This window comes from Rhizobium beringeri, assembly GCF_004306515.1.
Taxonomy (GTDB): domain Bacteria; phylum Pseudomonadota; class Alphaproteobacteria; order Rhizobiales; family Rhizobiaceae; genus Rhizobium; species Rhizobium beringeri.
Map to the genome: position 1 here is coordinate 1,687,569 of NZ_SILG01000001.1, position 16,565 is coordinate 1,704,133.

General features: G+C 61.4%; 14 protein-coding genes. 12 read left to right on the forward strand and 2 right to left on the reverse strand.

The window, feature by feature from the left end:
- Nucleotides 1-30: 30 nt before the first annotated feature.
- The 9 genes from ELH03_RS08665 to lpxB all read left to right on the forward strand — a co-directional run bounded on the left by ELH03_RS08665 (nt 31) and on the right by lpxB (nt 9,743).
- The gene (locus ELH03_RS08665) at nt 31-774 is read left to right on the forward strand and encodes an isoprenyl transferase (protein ID WP_018241889.1); all 744 of its coding nucleotides are present in this window, start codon (nt 31-33) and stop codon (nt 772-774) included.
- Nucleotides 774-1,604, forward strand: a complete 831-nt coding sequence (locus ELH03_RS08670; RefSeq protein WP_128409888.1) for a phosphatidate cytidylyltransferase — start codon at nt 774-776, stop codon at nt 1,602-1,604. The genes ELH03_RS08665 and ELH03_RS08670 overlap by 1 nt, the downstream gene beginning before the upstream one ends.
- 28 nt (nt 1,605-1,632) lie before the next feature.
- A complete protein-coding gene (rseP, locus tag ELH03_RS08675) occupies nt 1,633-2,766 on the forward strand; it encodes an RIP metalloprotease RseP (protein ID WP_128409889.1) in 1,134 nt (377 codons plus the stop codon).
- A 199-nt stretch (nt 2,767-2,965) separates the two neighbouring features.
- Nucleotides 2,966-5,305 (forward strand): outer membrane protein assembly factor BamA, encoded by a 2,340-nt coding sequence (gene bamA / locus ELH03_RS08680; RefSeq protein ID WP_128409910.1) that lies wholly within the window; start codon nt 2,966-2,968, stop codon nt 5,303-5,305.
- A gap of 50 nt (nt 5,306-5,355) precedes the next feature.
- Complete coding sequence (gene lpxD, locus ELH03_RS08685; RefSeq protein ID WP_128409890.1) at nt 5,356-6,420, forward strand: UDP-3-O-(3-hydroxymyristoyl)glucosamine N-acyltransferase; 1,065 nt, start codon at nt 5,356-5,358, stop codon at nt 6,418-6,420.
- Nucleotides 6,413-6,880 (forward strand): 3-hydroxyacyl-ACP dehydratase FabZ, encoded by a 468-nt coding sequence (gene fabZ, locus ELH03_RS08690; protein ID WP_027684836.1) that lies wholly within the window; start codon nt 6,413-6,415, stop codon nt 6,878-6,880. The genes lpxD and fabZ overlap by 8 nt, the downstream gene beginning before the upstream one ends.
- Nucleotides 6,877-7,695, forward strand: a complete 819-nt coding sequence (lpxA, locus tag ELH03_RS08695) for an acyl-ACP--UDP-N-acetylglucosamine O-acyltransferase (RefSeq protein ID WP_027684835.1) — start codon at nt 6,877-6,879, stop codon at nt 7,693-7,695. Before fabZ ends, lpxA begins: the two co-directional genes overlap by 4 nt.
- A 3-nt stretch (nt 7,696-7,698) precedes the next feature.
- Entirely contained in the window at nt 7,699-8,580 is an 882-nt protein-coding gene (locus ELH03_RS08700; protein WP_128404093.1) for an LpxI family protein, read from the forward strand.
- Nucleotides 8,577-9,743: a lipid-A-disaccharide synthase gene (gene lpxB / locus ELH03_RS08705; protein ID WP_128409891.1), complete on the forward strand. Its 1,167-nt coding sequence runs from the start codon at nt 8,577-8,579 to the stop codon at nt 9,741-9,743. The genes ELH03_RS08700 and lpxB overlap by 4 nt, the downstream gene beginning before the upstream one ends.
- A gap of 32 nt (nt 9,744-9,775) precedes the next feature.
- On the opposite strand, the gene gltA is transcribed toward lpxB, so the two are convergent.
- Complete coding sequence (gene gltA, locus ELH03_RS08710) at nt 9,776-11,065, reverse strand: citrate synthase (protein ID WP_018241898.1); 1,290 nt, start codon at nt 11,063-11,065, stop codon at nt 9,776-9,778.
- 290 nt (nt 11,066-11,355) lie between these two features.
- Between gltA and ELH03_RS08715 the strand changes: the two genes are divergently transcribed.
- Nucleotides 11,356-13,788: a ComEC/Rec2 family competence protein gene (locus ELH03_RS08715; protein WP_130766230.1), complete on the forward strand. Its 2,433-nt coding sequence runs from the start codon at nt 11,356-11,358 to the stop codon at nt 13,786-13,788.
- On the opposite strand, the gene lexA is transcribed toward ELH03_RS08715, so the two are convergent.
- Nucleotides 13,769-14,488, reverse strand: coding sequence for a transcriptional repressor LexA (gene lexA / locus ELH03_RS08720; protein ID WP_027684831.1), 720 nt, complete (start codon nt 14,486-14,488; stop codon nt 13,769-13,771). The two genes, ELH03_RS08715 and lexA, sit on opposite strands and share 20 nt — an antisense overlap.
- Before the next feature lie 198 nt (nt 14,489-14,686).
- Here lexA and ELH03_RS08725 point away from each other — a divergent pair, with 198 nt between their 5' ends.
- Entirely contained in the window at nt 14,687-15,583 is an 897-nt protein-coding gene (locus ELH03_RS08725; RefSeq protein ID WP_130766231.1) for a VOC family protein, read from the forward strand.
- Nucleotides 15,580-16,425: a 3-deoxy-8-phosphooctulonate synthase gene (gene kdsA / locus ELH03_RS08730; RefSeq protein WP_128404097.1), complete on the forward strand. Its 846-nt coding sequence runs from the start codon at nt 15,580-15,582 to the stop codon at nt 16,423-16,425. Before ELH03_RS08725 ends, kdsA begins: the two co-directional genes overlap by 4 nt.
- Nucleotides 16,426-16,565 lie beyond the last annotated feature (140 nt).

The following is a 16,565-nucleotide window of genomic DNA, read 5'->3' on the forward strand; positions in this document are numbered from 1 at the left end:
GTGCCTTTGCCTGGAAAGACCGGACGGGAAATGTCGGAATCTATATTTGTGACTGTGCCAGAGCATGTTGCCATCATCATGGACGGCAATGGCCGTTGGGCCAAGCAGCGTGGTCTGCCGCGCACGATGGGCCATCGCAAGGGCGTCGAGGCGGTGCGCGAGACAGTACGCGCCGCCGGTGCGGCCGGCATAAAATATCTGACCCTCTTTGCCTTCTCCTCGGAGAACTGGCGCCGGCCCGAAGCCGAGGTCTCCGATCTGCTCGGCCTGCTCAAGGCTTTCATCCGGCGCGACCTCGCCGAGCTCCATCGCCAGAACGTGCGGATCAAGGTGATCGGCGACCGCCACAGCCTGCGCAGCGACATTCTCGGCCTGCTGCTGGAGGCGGAGGAGACGACCAAGGACAACACGTCACTGACGCTCGTCATCGCCTTCAACTACGGTTCGCGCGACGAGATCGCCCGCGCCGTGGTGAGCCTCGCCAGGGATGTCGAGGCCGGCCGCCTGAGGGCGCAGGATATTACACCCGCGCTGATCAACGCCCGTCTCGATACGGCAGGTATCCCCGACCCGGATCTCATTATCCGCACCAGCGGCGAAGAGCGGCTTTCCAACTTCCTCCTCTGGCAGGCCGCCTATTCGGAATTCATCTTCCTTCCGGAATACTGGCCGGATTTCAGCCCTGAGATCTTCCGCTCGGCGCTCGAGACATTCGCCTCTCGCGACCGGCGCTTCGGCGGCCTGTCGTCGCAGGCGGCTGCGGTCGGCACCTGATGCAGCAGGAATTGAAGCTCCGCATCGTTTCAGGACTGATTCTTGCGGCCATCGTTCTTGCCGCCACCTGGTATGGCGGCCTTGCCTTCCGTATCCTGGCGGTCGTCATTGGCCTGCTGATCTACTATGAATGGTCGAAAATAACAGGCATCGCGCGGGATTGGGTCGTCAATGCCGTCGGCTGGATCGGCGAGGCGGCGATCGCCTTCCTCGTGCTTGTCGGCAATTTCGAATTCGCCGCCGGCATGCTGGTCGGCGTCACTGCCGTCGGCATAGCCCTGGTCATCCTGCACGGCACGAGCCGCTGGTTGCCAGTGGGCCTGTTTTATGCCGGCGCCACCGGCCTGGCGCTTGCCGCGATCAGAAGCGATGACCGGCCTGGCCTTTACGCCATGCTCTTCGTTTTTGCCGCCGTCTGGGCGACCGATATCCTTGCCTATTTCGTCGGCCGGGCGCTCGGAGGACCGAAGCTTGCTCCGTCGATCTCGCCGGGAAAGACCTGGTCTGGCGCAATCGGCGGCGCCGTTTCGGCAGTCGCAGCCGGCGTCGTTCTCATCCATTTTCTGCTTCCAGGCGCTGAAATCATCGCCGCCTTCGCAGCGCTTGTTCTCTCGGTTTGCAGCCAGTCCGGCGATCTTTTCGAATCGTTCATCAAGCGGAGATTCGGCGTCAAGGATTCGAGCCGTCTCATTCCGGGCCATGGTGGCGTCATGGACCGCGTCGACGGACTGATTTTTGCCTGTTTTTCGGCGTTCTTGCTTGCAGGGCTTTTTTCCCTGATAAAGGGGACCGGAATGACGTCGCTCGGCGCGGCATTGTTCGGGCTCTGACAACGCGGCAGTCTGACGGAAGGCACTCATGGAAACGCTGAGCGGCATATACGCATTTTTGATGGGGAATATCGTTACCTTCATCCTCGTGCTGTCACTGCTCGTCTTCGTGCATGAGATGGGCCATTACCTCGTCGGGCGTTGGAGCGGCATTCGCATCCTTGCCTTTTCCGTCGGCTTCGGTCCGGAGATATTCGGCTTCACCGACCGCCACGGAACGCGTTGGAAGATCTCGGTGATCCCGCTTGGCGGCTACGTCCGGTTCTTCGGCGACGAGGATGCCTCGAGCAAGCCTGACACCGACAAGATCGCCGCCATGTCCGAGGAGGACAGGGCGCGCTCCTTTGCCGGCGCCAAGCTGTGGAAACGCGCTGCAACCGTCGCGGCTGGCCCGATCGCCAATTTTCTGCTGGCGATCGCCATCTTCACCATTCTTTTCTCGGTCTATGGCCGCACGATCGCCGATCCTGTCGTTGCCGAGGTCAAGCCTGATGGCGCCGCGGCTGCCGCTGGCATCCTTCCAGGCGATCTGTTGGTCGCCATCGATGGCGGCAAGGTCGAGACCTTCGACGACGTGCGCCGCTATGTCAGCATCCGGCCGAGCCAGAAGATCGTCGTGACCATCGAGCGCGCCGGCCAGAAGCTCGATCTGCCGATGGTGCCGCAACGCGTCGACACGACTGACCAGTTCGGCAACAAGGTCGAGCTCGGCCAGATCGGCATCGTCACCAACCAGCAGGCCGGCAATTTCCGCCTGCAGACCTATACGCCGCTCCAGGCGCTGCGTGAGGCTGTGCTCCAGACCCGGGATATCGTTACCGGCACCTTCAAATATATCGGCAACATCTTCAGCGGAACGATGCGCGCCGATCAATTGGGTGGGCCGATCCGCGTGGCGCAAGCCTCGGGCCAGATGGCGTCGCTTGGGATAGGCGCAGTGTTGCAGCTTGCGGCGGTGCTTTCTGTTTCGATAGGATTGCTTAACCTGATGCCGGTTCCGGTACTTGATGGCGGCCATCTGATGTTCTATGCGGTGGAAGCGGTGAGGGGAAAACCGCTGGGCTCTTCGGCCCAGGAAATTGCCTTTCGCATCGGCCTGGCGATGATACTGACATTGATGGTTTTCACGACCTGGAACGACATTGGCTCGTTGAGAGGGTAAACGAGCAAGGCGAGGATAATTACTATTTATTTACGATGTTTCAAGGCTGTAGTGGCGAATGGGTCACGCTTGCAAATGAAGTAAACAGAAATTAACGACCTGCCTTGCTTGTATGTCAAAAGCGGGTAAAACGACACACGTGACCGGAATCGGGTTCTCCTGGAACCGGGGACGAGGGAAACAAAAGGTAATGGGTGAAATGAAGGCTGGTTCAAAGTTTTTGAACGCAGTATCGGCGGTTGCGCTGTCTGCTAGTGTTGTTGCTTCGGGCGCAGGTGCTTTGACGTTCGTTTCCGCTACGGCCGCTGAGGCCGCGGTTATCCAGCGCATCGATGTGCGCGGCGCAAGCCGTGTCGGCGCGGAAGCCGTTCGGTCGAACCTCACCATCGCTCCCGGAAAGAGTTTTTCGAACAGCGATATCGATGCCTCGGTCAAGCAGCTCTACGGGACGGGTTACTTCTCCGACGTCAAGATCTCGGTCTCCGGAAGCACGCTCGTCGTCAACGTCCAGGAAGCCCAGCTCGTCAATCAGGTCGTCTTCAACGGCAACCGCAAGATCAAGGACGACAAGCTCGCGACGATCGTCCAGACCCACGCTGCCGGTCCTTACAGCGACACCCAGATCCAATCCGACATCCAGTCGATCAAGGAAGCTTACGCTGCCACGGGCCGTAGCGAGGTCGAAGTCACGACGCAGGTGGTGCCGCTCGGTGAAGGCCGCGTCAACCTCGCCTTCGTCATCAACGAAGGTGACCGCACCAAGATCGATTCGATCAACTTCGTCGGCAACAATGCCTATAGCGCCGGTCGCCTGGCTGCTGTCATCAATACCAAGCGTTCGAACTTCCTGTCGTTCCTGACCCGCAAGGATGTCTACAACGAAGACAAGCTCCACGCCGACGAAGAAGCGCTGCGCCAGTTCTATTACAATCGCGGCTATGCCGACATGCGCATCGTCTCTTCCGATGCCACCTTCGACGATGCGACCAACAAATACACGCTCACCTTCAACATCGAGGAAGGCCAGCGTTACGACTTCGGACCAGTGACCGTCCAGTCGACCGTTGAAGGCGTTGGCTCCGACCAGCTGCAGCCGCTCGTGCGCACCCGCGAAGGCCAGGTCTACAACGCCAAGGAAGTGCAGAAGTCGATCGAGGCGATCTCTGATCAGGTGGCGTCTGCAGGTTATCCCTTTGCGCGCGTCACGCCGCGCGGCAACCGCGACCTCAACAACAACACGATCGGTGTCGAATATCTGGTCGACCAGGGCGAGCGCGCCTATGTCGAGCGCATCGAGATCCGCGGCAACAGCCGCACGCGCGACTACGTCATCCGCCGCGAATTCGACATGAGCGAAGGCGACGCCTTCAATCAGCAGATGATCACCAAGGCCAAGCGTCGCCTCGAAGCTCTCGGCTATTTCTCCTCGGTCAACATCTCCACCCAGCCGGGCAGCTCCCCGGACCGTGTCGTGGTGGTCGTCGACGTGCAGGATCAGTCGACCGGTTCGTTCGGTGTCGGCGCGGGTTATGCCGCCGGCGGCGACGGTCTGTTGCTCGAAGCCTCGATCGAGGAAAAGAACTTCCTCGGCCGCGGCCAGTACATCCGCGTTTCGGCCGGCGGCGGTCAGGAAGGCTCGCGCGCCTACGGCGTCAGCTTCACCGAGCCTTATTTCCTTGGCTACCGTCTGGCGGCAGGCTTCGACGTCAACCGCAGCGAAACGTCGAGCAATGACAACTACGATTACGAGGAAACCAGTGTCGTCCTGCGCGTCACCGCGCCGATTACCGAGGATCTGGCGACGACCTTCCGTTATAACTACAAGCAGATGAAGTATGATGCTGATAACAGCGATCTTTCCGATCTGTCTGCTCCGTATCAGCACCTCGTTGAGGACAGCCCGTGGACACGTTCTTCCGTCTCGCAGACGCTGACGTACAACACCCTCGACGATACGGTCCTGCCACGCGAAGGCATCTATGCGACGGCGACGCAGGAAATTGCCGGTCTCGGCGGTGACTCGCAGTTCTACAAGCTCTACGGCAAGGCGCGTTACTACCGTCTGCTCGCCGACGATGCCGATATCATCGGTTCGGTCTCGGCTTCGGCGGGTTATGTCATCGGCTTTGGCGACCATCTGAACGTCTTCGACCAGTTCACGCTGACCAACGGTGACATTCGTGGCTTCGAAAACAAGGGTATCGGCCCGCGCGTTTCCGGTACCAACGACGATCCGCTGGGCGGTACGACTTATTTCACAGCGTCGGCCGAAGCGACTTTCCCGATGCCCGGCTTCCCGCGTGACTTCAACCTGCGCGGCGCGGTCTTCGCCGACGCCGGCACGTTGTTCGGCAACGACGTTGACCTGAGGGGCGACGGCATCGACGGCGAAGACGCCTCCCTGCGCGCTTCCGTCGGTGTCGGTGTCGTCTGGCAGTCTCCCTTCGGTGCATTGCGTCTGGATTACGCAATCCCGGTCCTCAAGGAAGACTTCGACAAGACACAGAACTTCAAGTTTGGCATCAACAACCAATTCTGATATCGGCAGTCCGGAACTGTAAGACTCAATTCCGTTCTGGAGCATTGCCGATGGAGCAAAACGTTTTTTTTCTGCCCCATGAAGGTCTGAAGCTCGCTGAGCTGGCAGAGTTTCTTGGGGCGGAGCTTGTTAATTCCGACCATGCCGGTGTTGTCGTCAGGTCCGTTGCCCCCATCAGCCGGGCACGGGCAGGCGATGTCTGTTATATCCTGTCGCGCCGCAGCCGCGATGAGCTGGCGACATGCGAAGCCTCGGCGGTGATCTGCGACAAGGCGCTCGCCGATCTGGTACCCCAACGTATCCCGGTCATCCTGTCGTCCAATCCGCATGCGGCCTTCGCGATGGCGGGCGGCCTGTTCTATCCCGCGGCATTGCGCCCGGTCGCCTTTTCCGGTGAAAGCGAAATTGCGCCAAGCGCGGTGATCGATCCGAGCGCCAAGCTTGAAAAGGGCGTGATCGTCGAGCCGATGGCCGTCATCGGTGCGCATGCCGAGATTGGCGAAGGGACGCGTATCGGTGCGCACAGCATCATCGGCCCGAATGTCAAGATTGGCCGGGATTGTTCGATTGCGGCCGGCGCGAGCATTCTCTGCGCGCTGCTCGGCAATGGCGTCATCATCCACAACGGCGCCCGCATCGGCCAAGATGGTTTCGGTTATGCGCCGGGTCCGCGCGGCATGATCAAGATCGTCCAGATCGGCCGGGTGATCATTCAGGATAATGTCGAGATCGGTGCCAACACCACGATCGACCGTGGCGCCATGGACGATACGGTGATTGGCGAAGGCACCAAGATCGACAACCAGGTACAGATCGGCCACAACGTTCAGATCGGTCGCCATTGCGCCATCGTCGCGCAGGTCGGCATCGCCGGCAGCGCGAAGATCGGCAATGGCGTTCAGATCGGCGGCCAGGTCGGCATCAAGGGGCATGTGACGATCGGCGACGGCGTGCAGATCGCCGCCCAAAGCGGTATCATGACCGATCTTGCCGCCGGCGGACAATATGGTGGCACACCGGCGCGTCCGCTAAATGACTATCTGAGAGATGTCGCGCAAATGATGTCCAAGACCAGAGTGCGCGGGAAGAAACCTGGAGGCGAGCAAAATGACTGAGGAAGCCACGACAACGCTTTCTTCGGCTGACATCATCGAGATCATGAAACTGCTGCCGCATCGCTACCCGTTTCTCATGGTCGACAAGATCATCGAGATCGACGGCGACAACACAGCGATTGGCATCAAGAACGTCACCGTGAACGAACCGCATTTCACTGGCCATTTTCCGGAAGCTCCGATCATGCCCGGCGTTCTCTTGATTGAGGGCATGGCTCAGACCGCTGGTGCGATCTGTGCCAAGAAGGATGGCCAGCCCGGCAACCTCGTCTATTTCATGACCATCGAAAATGCACGCTTCCGCAAGCCCGTCGTGCCCGGCGATCGTGTTGAATTCCATGTCAGGAAGCACAAGCAGCGCGGCAATATCTGGAAATTCCATTGCGATGCCAAGGTCGACGGCGCGCTTGTCGCCGAAGCGGATATCGGCGCGATGATCGTTCGTAAGGATCAGGCATGAGCACTATCGCCGAAAGCGCCCGCATTCATCCGATGGCTGTCGTCGAAGACGGTGCTGTTATCGGTGAGGGCGTCAAGATCGGTCCCTTCTGCCATGTCGGGTCGCACGTCGTCCTGCATGCGAATGTCGAGCTTTTGTCGCATGCGGTCGTTACCGGCCGCACCGTGATCGGCAAGGGCACGCGCATCTTCCCGATGGCGGTCGTCGGCGGCGATCCGCAGAGCGTGCATCACGGCGGCGAGGAAACGACGCTGACGGTCGGCGCCAACTGCACGATCCGCGAAGGCGTGACGATGAACACCGGCACGGCCGATTTCGGCGGCCAGACGATCGTCGGCGACAACAACCTCTTCCTAGCCAATTCCCATGTCGCACACGACTGCCGGGTCGGCAATCACGTGATCATGTCGAACAACGTCATGCTCGCCGGTCATGTCGTCATCGAGGATCGCGTCATCCTGGGCGGCGGCTCGGCCGTTCACCAGTTCACCCGCGTCGGCCGTCAGGCCTTCGTCGGCGGGCTCTCGGCAGTGAGTTACGACGTCATTCCCTACGGCATGCTGAACGGCAATCCCGGGCTGCTGAGCGGCCTCAACGTCGTCGGCATGACGCGTGCCGGCGTCGACCGCGCCGTCATTCACAGAGTGCGCCGCGCCTACAAGTCGATCTTCGAAGGAACGGGCTCGGTCCGCGAAAACGCCGCCGCCATCCGCGAAGAATATGCCGATTGCGAGCAGGCGGTCCACATCCTCGATTTCATCGCCGCCGACAGCGACCGCGCCTTGTCCTCGCCGACCCGAGGACAGAAGGGCTAGTCCGTGACTCTTTCCGGCGACACCGCTGCGGGCCGGCTGGCGATCATCGCCGGCGGCGGCCTTCTGCCTTCCTATGTCGCGGAAGCTGCGCGCGCGGCGGGCGAAAATCCCGTCATCGTTGCGCTGAAGGATGAAAGCGACCGGCGCTGGGAAGGGTATGACCATGCCGTCATCGGCATCGGCGATTTTGCAGCTCTCGAGGGCCTCTTGAACCGCTACGGCATCGGCCGTGTCGTCATGTCCGGCAGCGTGCGGCGCCGGCCGGAATGGCGCGAGGTGCGCCCGACGCTGCGCACTCTGATGAAGATGCCGGCCGCGATCCGCACCTTGCTATCCGGCGGCGACGATACGGTGCTGCAGATGGTGATCCGGCTGATCGAGGGAAACGGCCGGCGTGTCGTTGGTGCCCATGAGATCGCCCCCGACCTTCTTGCCGCCGTCGGCCCGCTCGGCACGGCGATACCGGGCGAAGAAGACCGGCGCGATATCAACCGCGCGGCGGAAGCCGCCGAAATGCTCGGCCGGCTCGATGTCGGCCAGGGCGCCGTCGCCATCGGCGGGCGTATCGTCGCGCTGGAGGGTCTTGAGGGCACGGACGAGATGCTGGAGCGTGTCGCGGGTCTCAGAGCCGCCGGGCGCATCTCGCCGCGCCGCCGCGGCGCACTTGTCAAGCTCTGCAAGCCGCAACAGGATATCCGTGCCGACCTGCCGGCGATCGGCGTTTCCACGGTCTTGAACGCGAGGAAAGCCGGCCTTGCCGGCGTCGCCGTAGAGGCCGGCCGCTCGCTGGTGCTCGATCGCGCCGCCGTCATCAAAGCCGCCGATGAGGCCGGGCTTTTCGTCTGCGGCATCGATCGCGGCCTGCCGGCATGGGGGCTCGAATGAACGGGGCGCCGCTGAAGATCGCCGTCATTGCGGGTGAGGTGTCGGGGGATCTGCTCGGTGCCGATCTCATCGCCGCCCTGAAGCGGATTCATAGCGGACCGGTGGAACTCGTCGGCGTCGGCGGCGAGGGGCTGCAGGCGGAAGGCTTGCGATCTCTGTTCGATTTCTCTGAGCTGTCGATCATGGGCATCACCCAGGTGCTGAGCCGGCTGCCAAAGCTCTATAAGCTGATCCGACAGACGACGGCTGCCATCATCGCCGCAAGGCCCGATATTCTTCTCATCATCGACAGCCCGGATTTCACCCATCGCGTCGCCAAGCGTGTCCGCACCGCGCTGCCCGATCTGCCTGTCGTCAATTATGTCTGTCCGAGCGTCTGGGCCTGGAAGGAATATCGCGCCACGCGCATGCTCGCCTATGTCGATCATGTGCTCGCCGTCCTGCCCTTCGAGCCGGCGGTCATGCGCACGCTCGGCGGGCCGGAGACCACCTATGTCGGCCATCGCCTGATCGCCGATCCGGCGCTGCTCGAAGCGCGGCGGCTGCGCGCCGGGCGAGCGGCGGGCAAGACGATCCTGATGCTTCCTGGGTCAAGATCCTCCGAAGTTGCCAAGCTCCTGCCGTTCTTCGAGGATGCGGCCAAAGAACTCGTCGCCCGCAACGGCCCGATGCGCTTCCTGCTGCCGACCGTGCCGCACAACGAAGCGTTGGTGAAGGGTCTCGTCGCAGGCTGGGCCACGCCGCCTGAAGTGGTGGTCGGGTCGGCGCAGAAATGGAAAGCCTTTGCCGAAGCGGATGCGGCGATGGCAGCCTCCGGCACGGTGATCCTCGAACTCGCCCTTGCCGGCGTGCCGACGGTGTCCGCCTACAAGACGGATTGGATCATCCGCCTACTGAGCCCGCGCATCAAGGTATGGACGGGCGCATTGCCGAATATCATCGCCGATTATGCCGTCGTGCCGGAATATCTGAACGAGGTGGTCCGCGGCGCCAGCCTGGCGCGTTGGATGGAGCGGCTGTCGGCCGATACGTTCCAACTGAAGGCGATGAACGAGGGTTACGATCTCGTCTGGCAAAGCATGCAGACCGAAAAGCCGCCCGGCGAGCACGCCGCCGAGATCCTTCTCGACGTACTGAAAAAGAAAAAACCCGGTCGTTTCTGACCGGGTTTTCTTTTGGGTTCTTTCTGAAGCGATCAGCGCTTCGAAACCGGAATGTAGTCGCGCTTCGGTTCGCCGACATAGAGCTGGCGCGGACGGCCGATGCGCTGTTCCGGATCCTCGATCATCTCGTTCCACTGCGCGATCCAGCCGACGGTGCGGGCGAGAGCGAAGAGCACGGTGAACATGGTCGTGGGGAAGCCCAGCGCCTTCAGCGTGATGCCGGAATAGAAGTCGATGTTCGGATAGAGCTTCTTTTCGATGAAATATTCGTCGGTGAGCGCGATGCGCTCCAGCTCCATCGCCACTTCGAGCAACGGATCATCCTTGATGCCGAGTTCGCCGAGCACTTCATGCGTCGTCTTCTGCATGATCTTGGCGCGCGGATCGTAGTTCTTGTAGACGCGGTGACCGAAGCCCATCAGGCGGAACGGATCGTTCTTGTCTTTGGCGCGGGCGATATATTCCGGAATGTGGTCGACCGAGCCGATCTCATTCAGCATGTTGAGCGCTGCTTCGTTGGCGCCGCCATGCGCGGGGCCCCAGAGGCAGGCGATGCCGGCGGCGATGCAGGCGAACGGGTTGGCGCCCGACGAACCGGCGAGACGGACGGTCGAGGTCGAGGCGTTCTGCTCATGATCGGCATGCAGGATGAAGATGCGGTCCATGGCGCGGGCAAGCACTGGATTGACCACATATTCCTCGCACGGCACGGCAAAACACATGCGCAGGAAGTTCGAGGCGTAGTCGAGGTCGTTCTTCGGGTAAACGAAGGGCTGGCCGATATGGTACTTGTAGGCCATGGCGGCAAGCGTCGGCATCTTGGCGATCATGCGCAGGCTGGCGACCATGCGCTGGTGCGGATCGGTGATGTCTGTGGAGTCGTGGTAGAAGGCCGACAGCGCGCCGACGCAGCCGCACATGACGGCCATAGGATGCGCATCGCGGCGGAAGCCGGTAAAGAAGCGGCTCATCTGCTCGTGCACCATGGTGTGGTGCGTGACGCGATAATCGAAATCCTTCTTCTGCACGGTGGTCGGCAGTTCGCCGTAAAGCAAGAGGTAGCAGACCTCGAGGAAGTCGCCATGTTCGGCGAGCTGCTCGATCGGATAGCCGCGATGCAGCAGGACACCTTCGTCGCCGTCGATGTAGGTGATTTTCGATTCACAGGATGCAGTCGACGTGAAACCCGGATCGTAGGTGAAGGAAGCCGTGTTCTTGTAGAGGGCACCGATATCGATGACGCTCGGGCCGATCGTGCCGCTTTTAACGGCAAGGTCGACTGATTTGTCACCGATTTTTATTGTAGCGCTTTGATCCGTCATGCTGATCCTCCGAAATGGCGGTGGCGCCATAAAAGCGCCATAGGGGTTAAGCGTCCTCACCGATAGCTATATGATCGCGAGGCTAATGCCAAGTTACCGTGATGGCATTTTGTGCATTGCAGTATCACCTTTTAGGCACTGCAGCGATGAGCCGCGTGCATATCGGAAGCCGATGATTCGACTGCTCTTTTGGCTCTTTCAATTTTCCCTCACTTTTCAATCGATTATTCTTGCCGGATTTGATTGGTGGTTGCATTCTGCCTGCCTGGGCGGATGACCTTGGGCGGCACATGCAGGAGTTGACGACAGTCGAATTGCGGCCGGAAGCAGGCGCCGGCCTTGCCGACTCCGCCGGTTTTTCTTCGCCTGTCGTGGTGACGCGGCCGGCAAGGACGCAGTCGGCGACACCGTGGCGCCACCGGTTGCCGGCAGCAGCCTCGCAATCACTGCGTGCCGGCATGCGCATACTGGGCGAAGAGGCGGACCACGGCCGTCTGCTGCTGTTCTCGCCGGTCTTCCTCGGCGCCGGCTCAGCCTTCTGGTTTCTAGCGGCATCGGACTTCCCGCTGGTAGCATCGCTGCTCTGCCTATTGGTGCTGATCGTCGCGGTTCTCATCGCCAGCCGCAGCCGGGCGGCATTGCGGGCAACGCTGCTGGCGCTTGCGCTTGTGGCCTGCGGCGTGGTGTCTGCGCAGCTCGAGAGCCGGCGGGCCTCGACCGTGATCCTCGATTCCGCCGTGACGACGACGGTGACCGGCCGTGTCGAGCGGCGCGAAGGCGATGGTCGCGGGCGGTGGCGCTATATTCTTGCCGTCACCGACACTGAGGCACCGGAGGTGAAGCGGCCGCCGGGGCGCATAACCGCGATCGCCCGCGGCGCGGATGTGCCCTTCGAGATCGGTGACATTATCACCGGCAGGGCACGGCTGACGCCGCCGGCAGGTCCAGCGCTTCCTGAGCTCAACGACTTCTCCTTCGGTGCTTATTTCGATGGCATCGGCGCCAACGGCTTCTTCTACGGTGCGCCGACAAAGGTCGATTTGCAGGCAGGTCCGCAGGCGGCCAGATCGACAACGGAAGCGCTGCTCGAAGGACTCTACCGGCTGCGCAGCGGTATCGGTGACCGCATAAGGTCGATCCTGCCCGGCGACACCGGCGCTTTCGCCGCTGCTCTGGTGACGGACGAGCGGCGCGCAATCTCGAATGAGACGACGGAGGCGCTGCGCCAGTCCGGTCTGGCTCATATCATCGCCATCTCCGGCCTCAACATGGCACTGTCTGCCGGCATCTTCTTCGTCGGTTTCCGGATGCTGCTCAGCCTCTTTCCCGGCGTCGCCCAGGCCTATCCGACCAAGAAGATTGCTGCTGCCGGCGCGCTCATCGCCGTCACCGCCTATTTCCTGATTTCCGGCTTTGCGGTCTCGGCCGAACGCGCATTCATCATGATGGCCATCATGTTGATTGCCGTCTTCTTCGACCGGCCGTCGATCAGCCTGCGCAATGTCGCTCTCTCTGCGCTTGTCATCCTCGCCATTTCACCGTCCGAGGTCTTGGGTCCGAGCTTCCAGATGTCCTTTGCCGCGACCTTGGCGCTGGTATCGGGCTATCAGCTGTGGAAGGACCGGCGCGTCCGCGAAAACGCCTTCCTGAAGCTGCCGGTGTTTCGGCCCATCGTTACGGTTGCGGGTTTCTTCGGCGGCGTCTTTCTGACCTCGCTGATCGGCGGCTTTTCCACCGCGCTGTTTTCCATCGAGCATTTTCATCGCCTGACCGCCTACGGCCTGCCGGCAAACCTCGCGACGATGCCGATCATCTCCTTCATCATCATGCCGGCTGGCCTGCTGGCGATGCTGCTCATGCCTTTCGGTCTGGACGTTTTGCCTTGGAAGGTCGTCGGATTCGGCCTCGATCTGGTGATCGCTGTCGCAAAGACGGTGTCCGGCTGGGGTGGCGATATCGGCATCGGCCGCTTGCCCGCCTGGTATTTCGCGATAGCCGTCGCAGGCTTTCTGCTGCTGACGCTGCTCCGCACCCGGCTGCGCCATATCGGCACATCGATCATCGTGGTCTCGACGCTCATCCTGCTGCTTCTGCCGGCTCCCCGGCCGCCGGATCTGGTGATTTCGGAGGATGGTGGTCTCGTCGCAATCGTCGAGGCGGCGGCCATGGCGTCCAACCGTGAAAGACCGCCGGATTTCATCTTCGACCAGTGGCAGAGAGCGCTGGTCCTGCCGACGCATCACCCGCCGAAGATGCTGGAGGGTCCTGCTATCCCGCCGGAGGGAGAAGACCGCCGCGTCAGGCTTTCCCGCGATCAGCAGAACGAAGCAAGGTCGGCGATGCGGGCGGCTGCAGCTGGTGGTGAAGCAAACCGCTTTTCCTGCGTCAAGAAGGCCTGGTGCACATCAAGGCTTGGCAATGGTCATGTGGTTGCTGTCATCGATAACGCCGCCTATCTCGGTCCGGCATGCGATGCGGCCGATATCGTCGTGACGTCGGTCCGACTGCGCTTCAACAGCTGCCGCTCAGGGGCGACGCTCTTCACCGGCGAAACGCTGCGCAGGACCGGTTCCGTCGAGTTGCGCTTCGCCGACGCCGGCCTGGAGGTCGCAACCGCATTCGATGCATTGTCGCGGCCGTGGATGCGGCATCGCGCCTATGATTGGCGCAGCAACAGTTTTGCCGAATCCGGACTGCCTGATGTCAGTGATAGCGGCGAATGAGGCCGACGAGCTTGCCCTGAACCTTGACGCGATCCGGCCCGAAAATCCGGGTCTCGTAGGCCGGGTTGGCCGCTTCCAGTGCGATCGAGGCGCCCTTGCGGCGGAAGCGCTTGAGTGTCGCTTCCTCGTCGTCGACGAGAGCAACGACGATGTCGCCAGGGCTTGCGGTGCTGCCGTTGCGAATGATCACGGTGTCGCCGTCGAAAATGCCGGCGTCGATCATCGAATCGCCTTTGACCTCCAGCGCATAATGTTCACCGGAACCGAGCATGTCGGCAGGAACGACGATGTCGTGGGTGTTGTTCTGGATCGCCGAGATCGGAACGCCGGCGGCGATACGGCCCATGACCGGCACGGAGACCGAGTTGCCGTTGTCGGCGACGGGTTTTGCGGGAGCAGGATTAGCGACCGGCTGCGGCTTGCCAAGGCTGCCCTCGATGACGCTCGGCGAAAAGCCGCGCCGGGGCTGAATGCTGGGGCTGTAGGCTTCCGGAAGCTTGATGACCTCGAGCGCGCGGGCGCGATTCGGTAGGCGGCGAATGAAGCCACGTTCCTCGAGCGCCGTAATCAGCCGGTGAATCCCGGACTTGGAGGCGAGGTCCAGGGCATCCTTCATTTCGTCGAAAGATGGCGGAACGCCGGATTCCTTCATGCGCTCATGAATGAAAAGGAGAAGCTCCTGTTGTTTGCGCGTGAGCATCGACGTTGTGACCTCGTGATTGAAACAAATCCAGAACAGACACTATATGTTCCATATGTGTTCCGCAAGTAGCTAAATTTCCGTAAAACTTGGTGCCAACTCGTTGAGATTTTTATTTTCATTCGCCGGATTGGGACACATCTCTTGCATTGAGGGGCGCGCCGTCGCACATCTCTTGCCGTTTCCAGGAGGGATATCATGAACGAGCATTCCGCCAAACCGCACCCGCTGGATCATGTCGTGCTGCCCGTCGTCAATATCGATCTGGCGCGCGAGAGGCTCGGCAAGCTCGGCTTCACCGTTGCCGCCGATGCACGCCATCGCTTCGGAACGGAAAACGCCTGCGTCTTTTTTGCTGACAAGACCTATCTGGAACCGCTGGGGATTGCGAGTGTCGAGGAGAGCGAGGCATCGGCGCGCCTAGGCAATGTCTTCACCGCCCGCAACCGGGCCTTCCGCTTCCGCTGCGGCGAGGAGGGACTTTCGGGGCTTGCCTTCGGTAGTAAGGATGCCAGCATCGATCATCAGAACTTCGTCGGCAACGGATCGAGCGCCGGCGAGATGCTGCAGTTCACCCGGCCGATGACGATGCCGGACGGTTCCGAGAGCATTGCCGGTTTCAAGCTGGCCTTTGCCGGCGACTTGCGCGCGCCCGATCTCTTCCTTTTCAGCGTCGAGCGCGTCAATCCGCTGCCGGCCGACCGCGGCGCGCTGGAAACGCATGCCAATGGCGTCACCGGCATTGCCGAGATCGCGCTCTGCGCGCCTGATGCCGCCGCTTTCGCCGCCTTCGTCGGCCTTGCCGTGGCGCAAGCGGCAGTCGAGAAAACCGGTTTCGGCGTCAATGTCGCGGCGTCGAACGTGAAAATCAGCCTGATGACGCCGGAAGGGCTGGAAGCCTATTTCGAGATCGCAGGCTCATCCGCCGATCGCGGCCTGCGTGGCCGGGCAATCCTCTTCATTGTCGCTGATCTTGCCGTGACAGAAGCGCATTTGGCTGCTAACGGGGTGACATACACGCGCAAGAACAATCGCATTCTGGTGAAGCCCGCGCCCGGGCAGGGCACGCTCTTCGCCTTCGAGGAGACACGATGAGCACTGAGACGAATTCCGAAGTCAAGATCGGCGAAGGCCAAGGCCAGGTCACCTTTTCCAATACCGGCCGCCTGTCGCTGATTGCCGGTCCCTGCCAGATGGAGAGCCGCGACCACGCCTTTATGGTTGCCGGTACGCTGAAAGAGCTTTGCGGAAAGCTCGGCATCGGCCTCGTCTACAAGAGCTCCTTCGACAAGGCGAACCGCACCTCGCTCTCGGCTGAACGCGGCATCGGAATCGAAAAGGGCATGGAGGTCTTTGCCGACCTCAAGAAGGAATTCGGCTTTCCTGTCCTGACCGACGTTCATACCGCCGAGCAATGCGCCGAGGTGGCAAAGGTCGTCGACGTCCTGCAGATCCCGGCCTTCCTTTGCCGACAGACCGACCTTCTCATCGCCGCCGCCAAGACCGGCCGCGTCGTCAATGTCAAGAAGGGCCAGTTCCTCGCTCCCTGGGACATGAAGAACGTCCTGAGGAAGCTCAATGCCAGCGGCAATCCGAACGTGCTGCTGTGCGAGCGCGGCGCCTCCTTCGGTTATAATACGCTGGTTTCCGACATGCGTTCGCTGCCGATCATGGCGGCTATGGGCGCGCCCGTTATCTTCGATGCCACCCATTCCGTGGCGCAGCCGGGCGGGCAGGGCGATTCCTCCGGCGGTCAGCGGGAATTCGTGGAAACACTGGCGCGCGCAGCAGTGGCTGCCGGTATTGCCGGCGTCTTCGTCGAAACCCACCAGGACCCCGACAATGCACCTTCGGACGGCCCCAACATGGTCTATCTCAAGGACATGCCGCGGCTGCTTGAAAAGCTGCTTGCCTTCGATGCGGTCGCCAAGGCTTGACGTTCAACAGCCTGACATGATCGTGCTATAGGCATGTCGCGAAAAAGTGTGCAGCGGTTTTGCGACAACGACATGCGGAAAGCCAAAGACCTAAAGCGTGGCAAGCGAATCTGAAAGATCGCGACGCGCTTTAGGCGAGA

Excerpts from the sequence above, each read along its gene's own strand:
- ELH03_RS08665 (WP_018241889.1), top strand. The coding sequence starts at position 31 with ATGTCGGAATCTATATTTGTGACTGTGCCAGAGCATGTTGCCATCATC.
- ELH03_RS08670 (WP_128409888.1), top strand. The coding sequence starts at position 774 with ATGCAGCAGGAATTGAAGCTCCGCATCGTTTCAGGACTGATTCTTGCG.
- rseP (WP_128409889.1), top strand. The coding sequence starts at position 1,633 with ATGGAAACGCTGAGCGGCATATACGCATTTTTGATGGGGAATATCGTT.
- bamA (WP_128409910.1), top strand. The coding sequence starts at position 2,966 with ATGAAGGCTGGTTCAAAGTTTTTGAACGCAGTATCGGCGGTTGCGCTG.
- lpxD (WP_128409890.1), top strand. The coding sequence starts at position 5,356 with ATGGAGCAAAACGTTTTTTTTCTGCCCCATGAAGGTCTGAAGCTCGCT.
- fabZ (WP_027684836.1), top strand. The coding sequence starts at position 6,413 with ATGACTGAGGAAGCCACGACAACGCTTTCTTCGGCTGACATCATCGAG.
- lpxA (WP_027684835.1), top strand. The coding sequence starts at position 6,877 with ATGAGCACTATCGCCGAAAGCGCCCGCATTCATCCGATGGCTGTCGTC.
- lpxB (WP_128409891.1), top strand. The coding sequence starts at position 8,577 with ATGAACGGGGCGCCGCTGAAGATCGCCGTCATTGCGGGTGAGGTGTCG.
- gltA (WP_018241898.1), bottom strand. The coding sequence starts at position 11,065 with ATGACGGATCAAAGCGCTACAATAAAAATCGGTGACAAATCAGTCGAC.
- ELH03_RS08715 (WP_130766230.1), top strand. The coding sequence starts at position 11,356 with ATGCAGGAGTTGACGACAGTCGAATTGCGGCCGGAAGCAGGCGCCGGC.
- lexA (WP_027684831.1), bottom strand. The coding sequence starts at position 14,488 with ATGCTCACGCGCAAACAACAGGAGCTTCTCCTTTTCATTCATGAGCGC.
- ELH03_RS08725 (WP_130766231.1), top strand. The coding sequence starts at position 14,687 with ATGAACGAGCATTCCGCCAAACCGCACCCGCTGGATCATGTCGTGCTG.
- kdsA (WP_128404097.1), top strand. The coding sequence starts at position 15,580 with ATGAGCACTGAGACGAATTCCGAAGTCAAGATCGGCGAAGGCCAAGGC.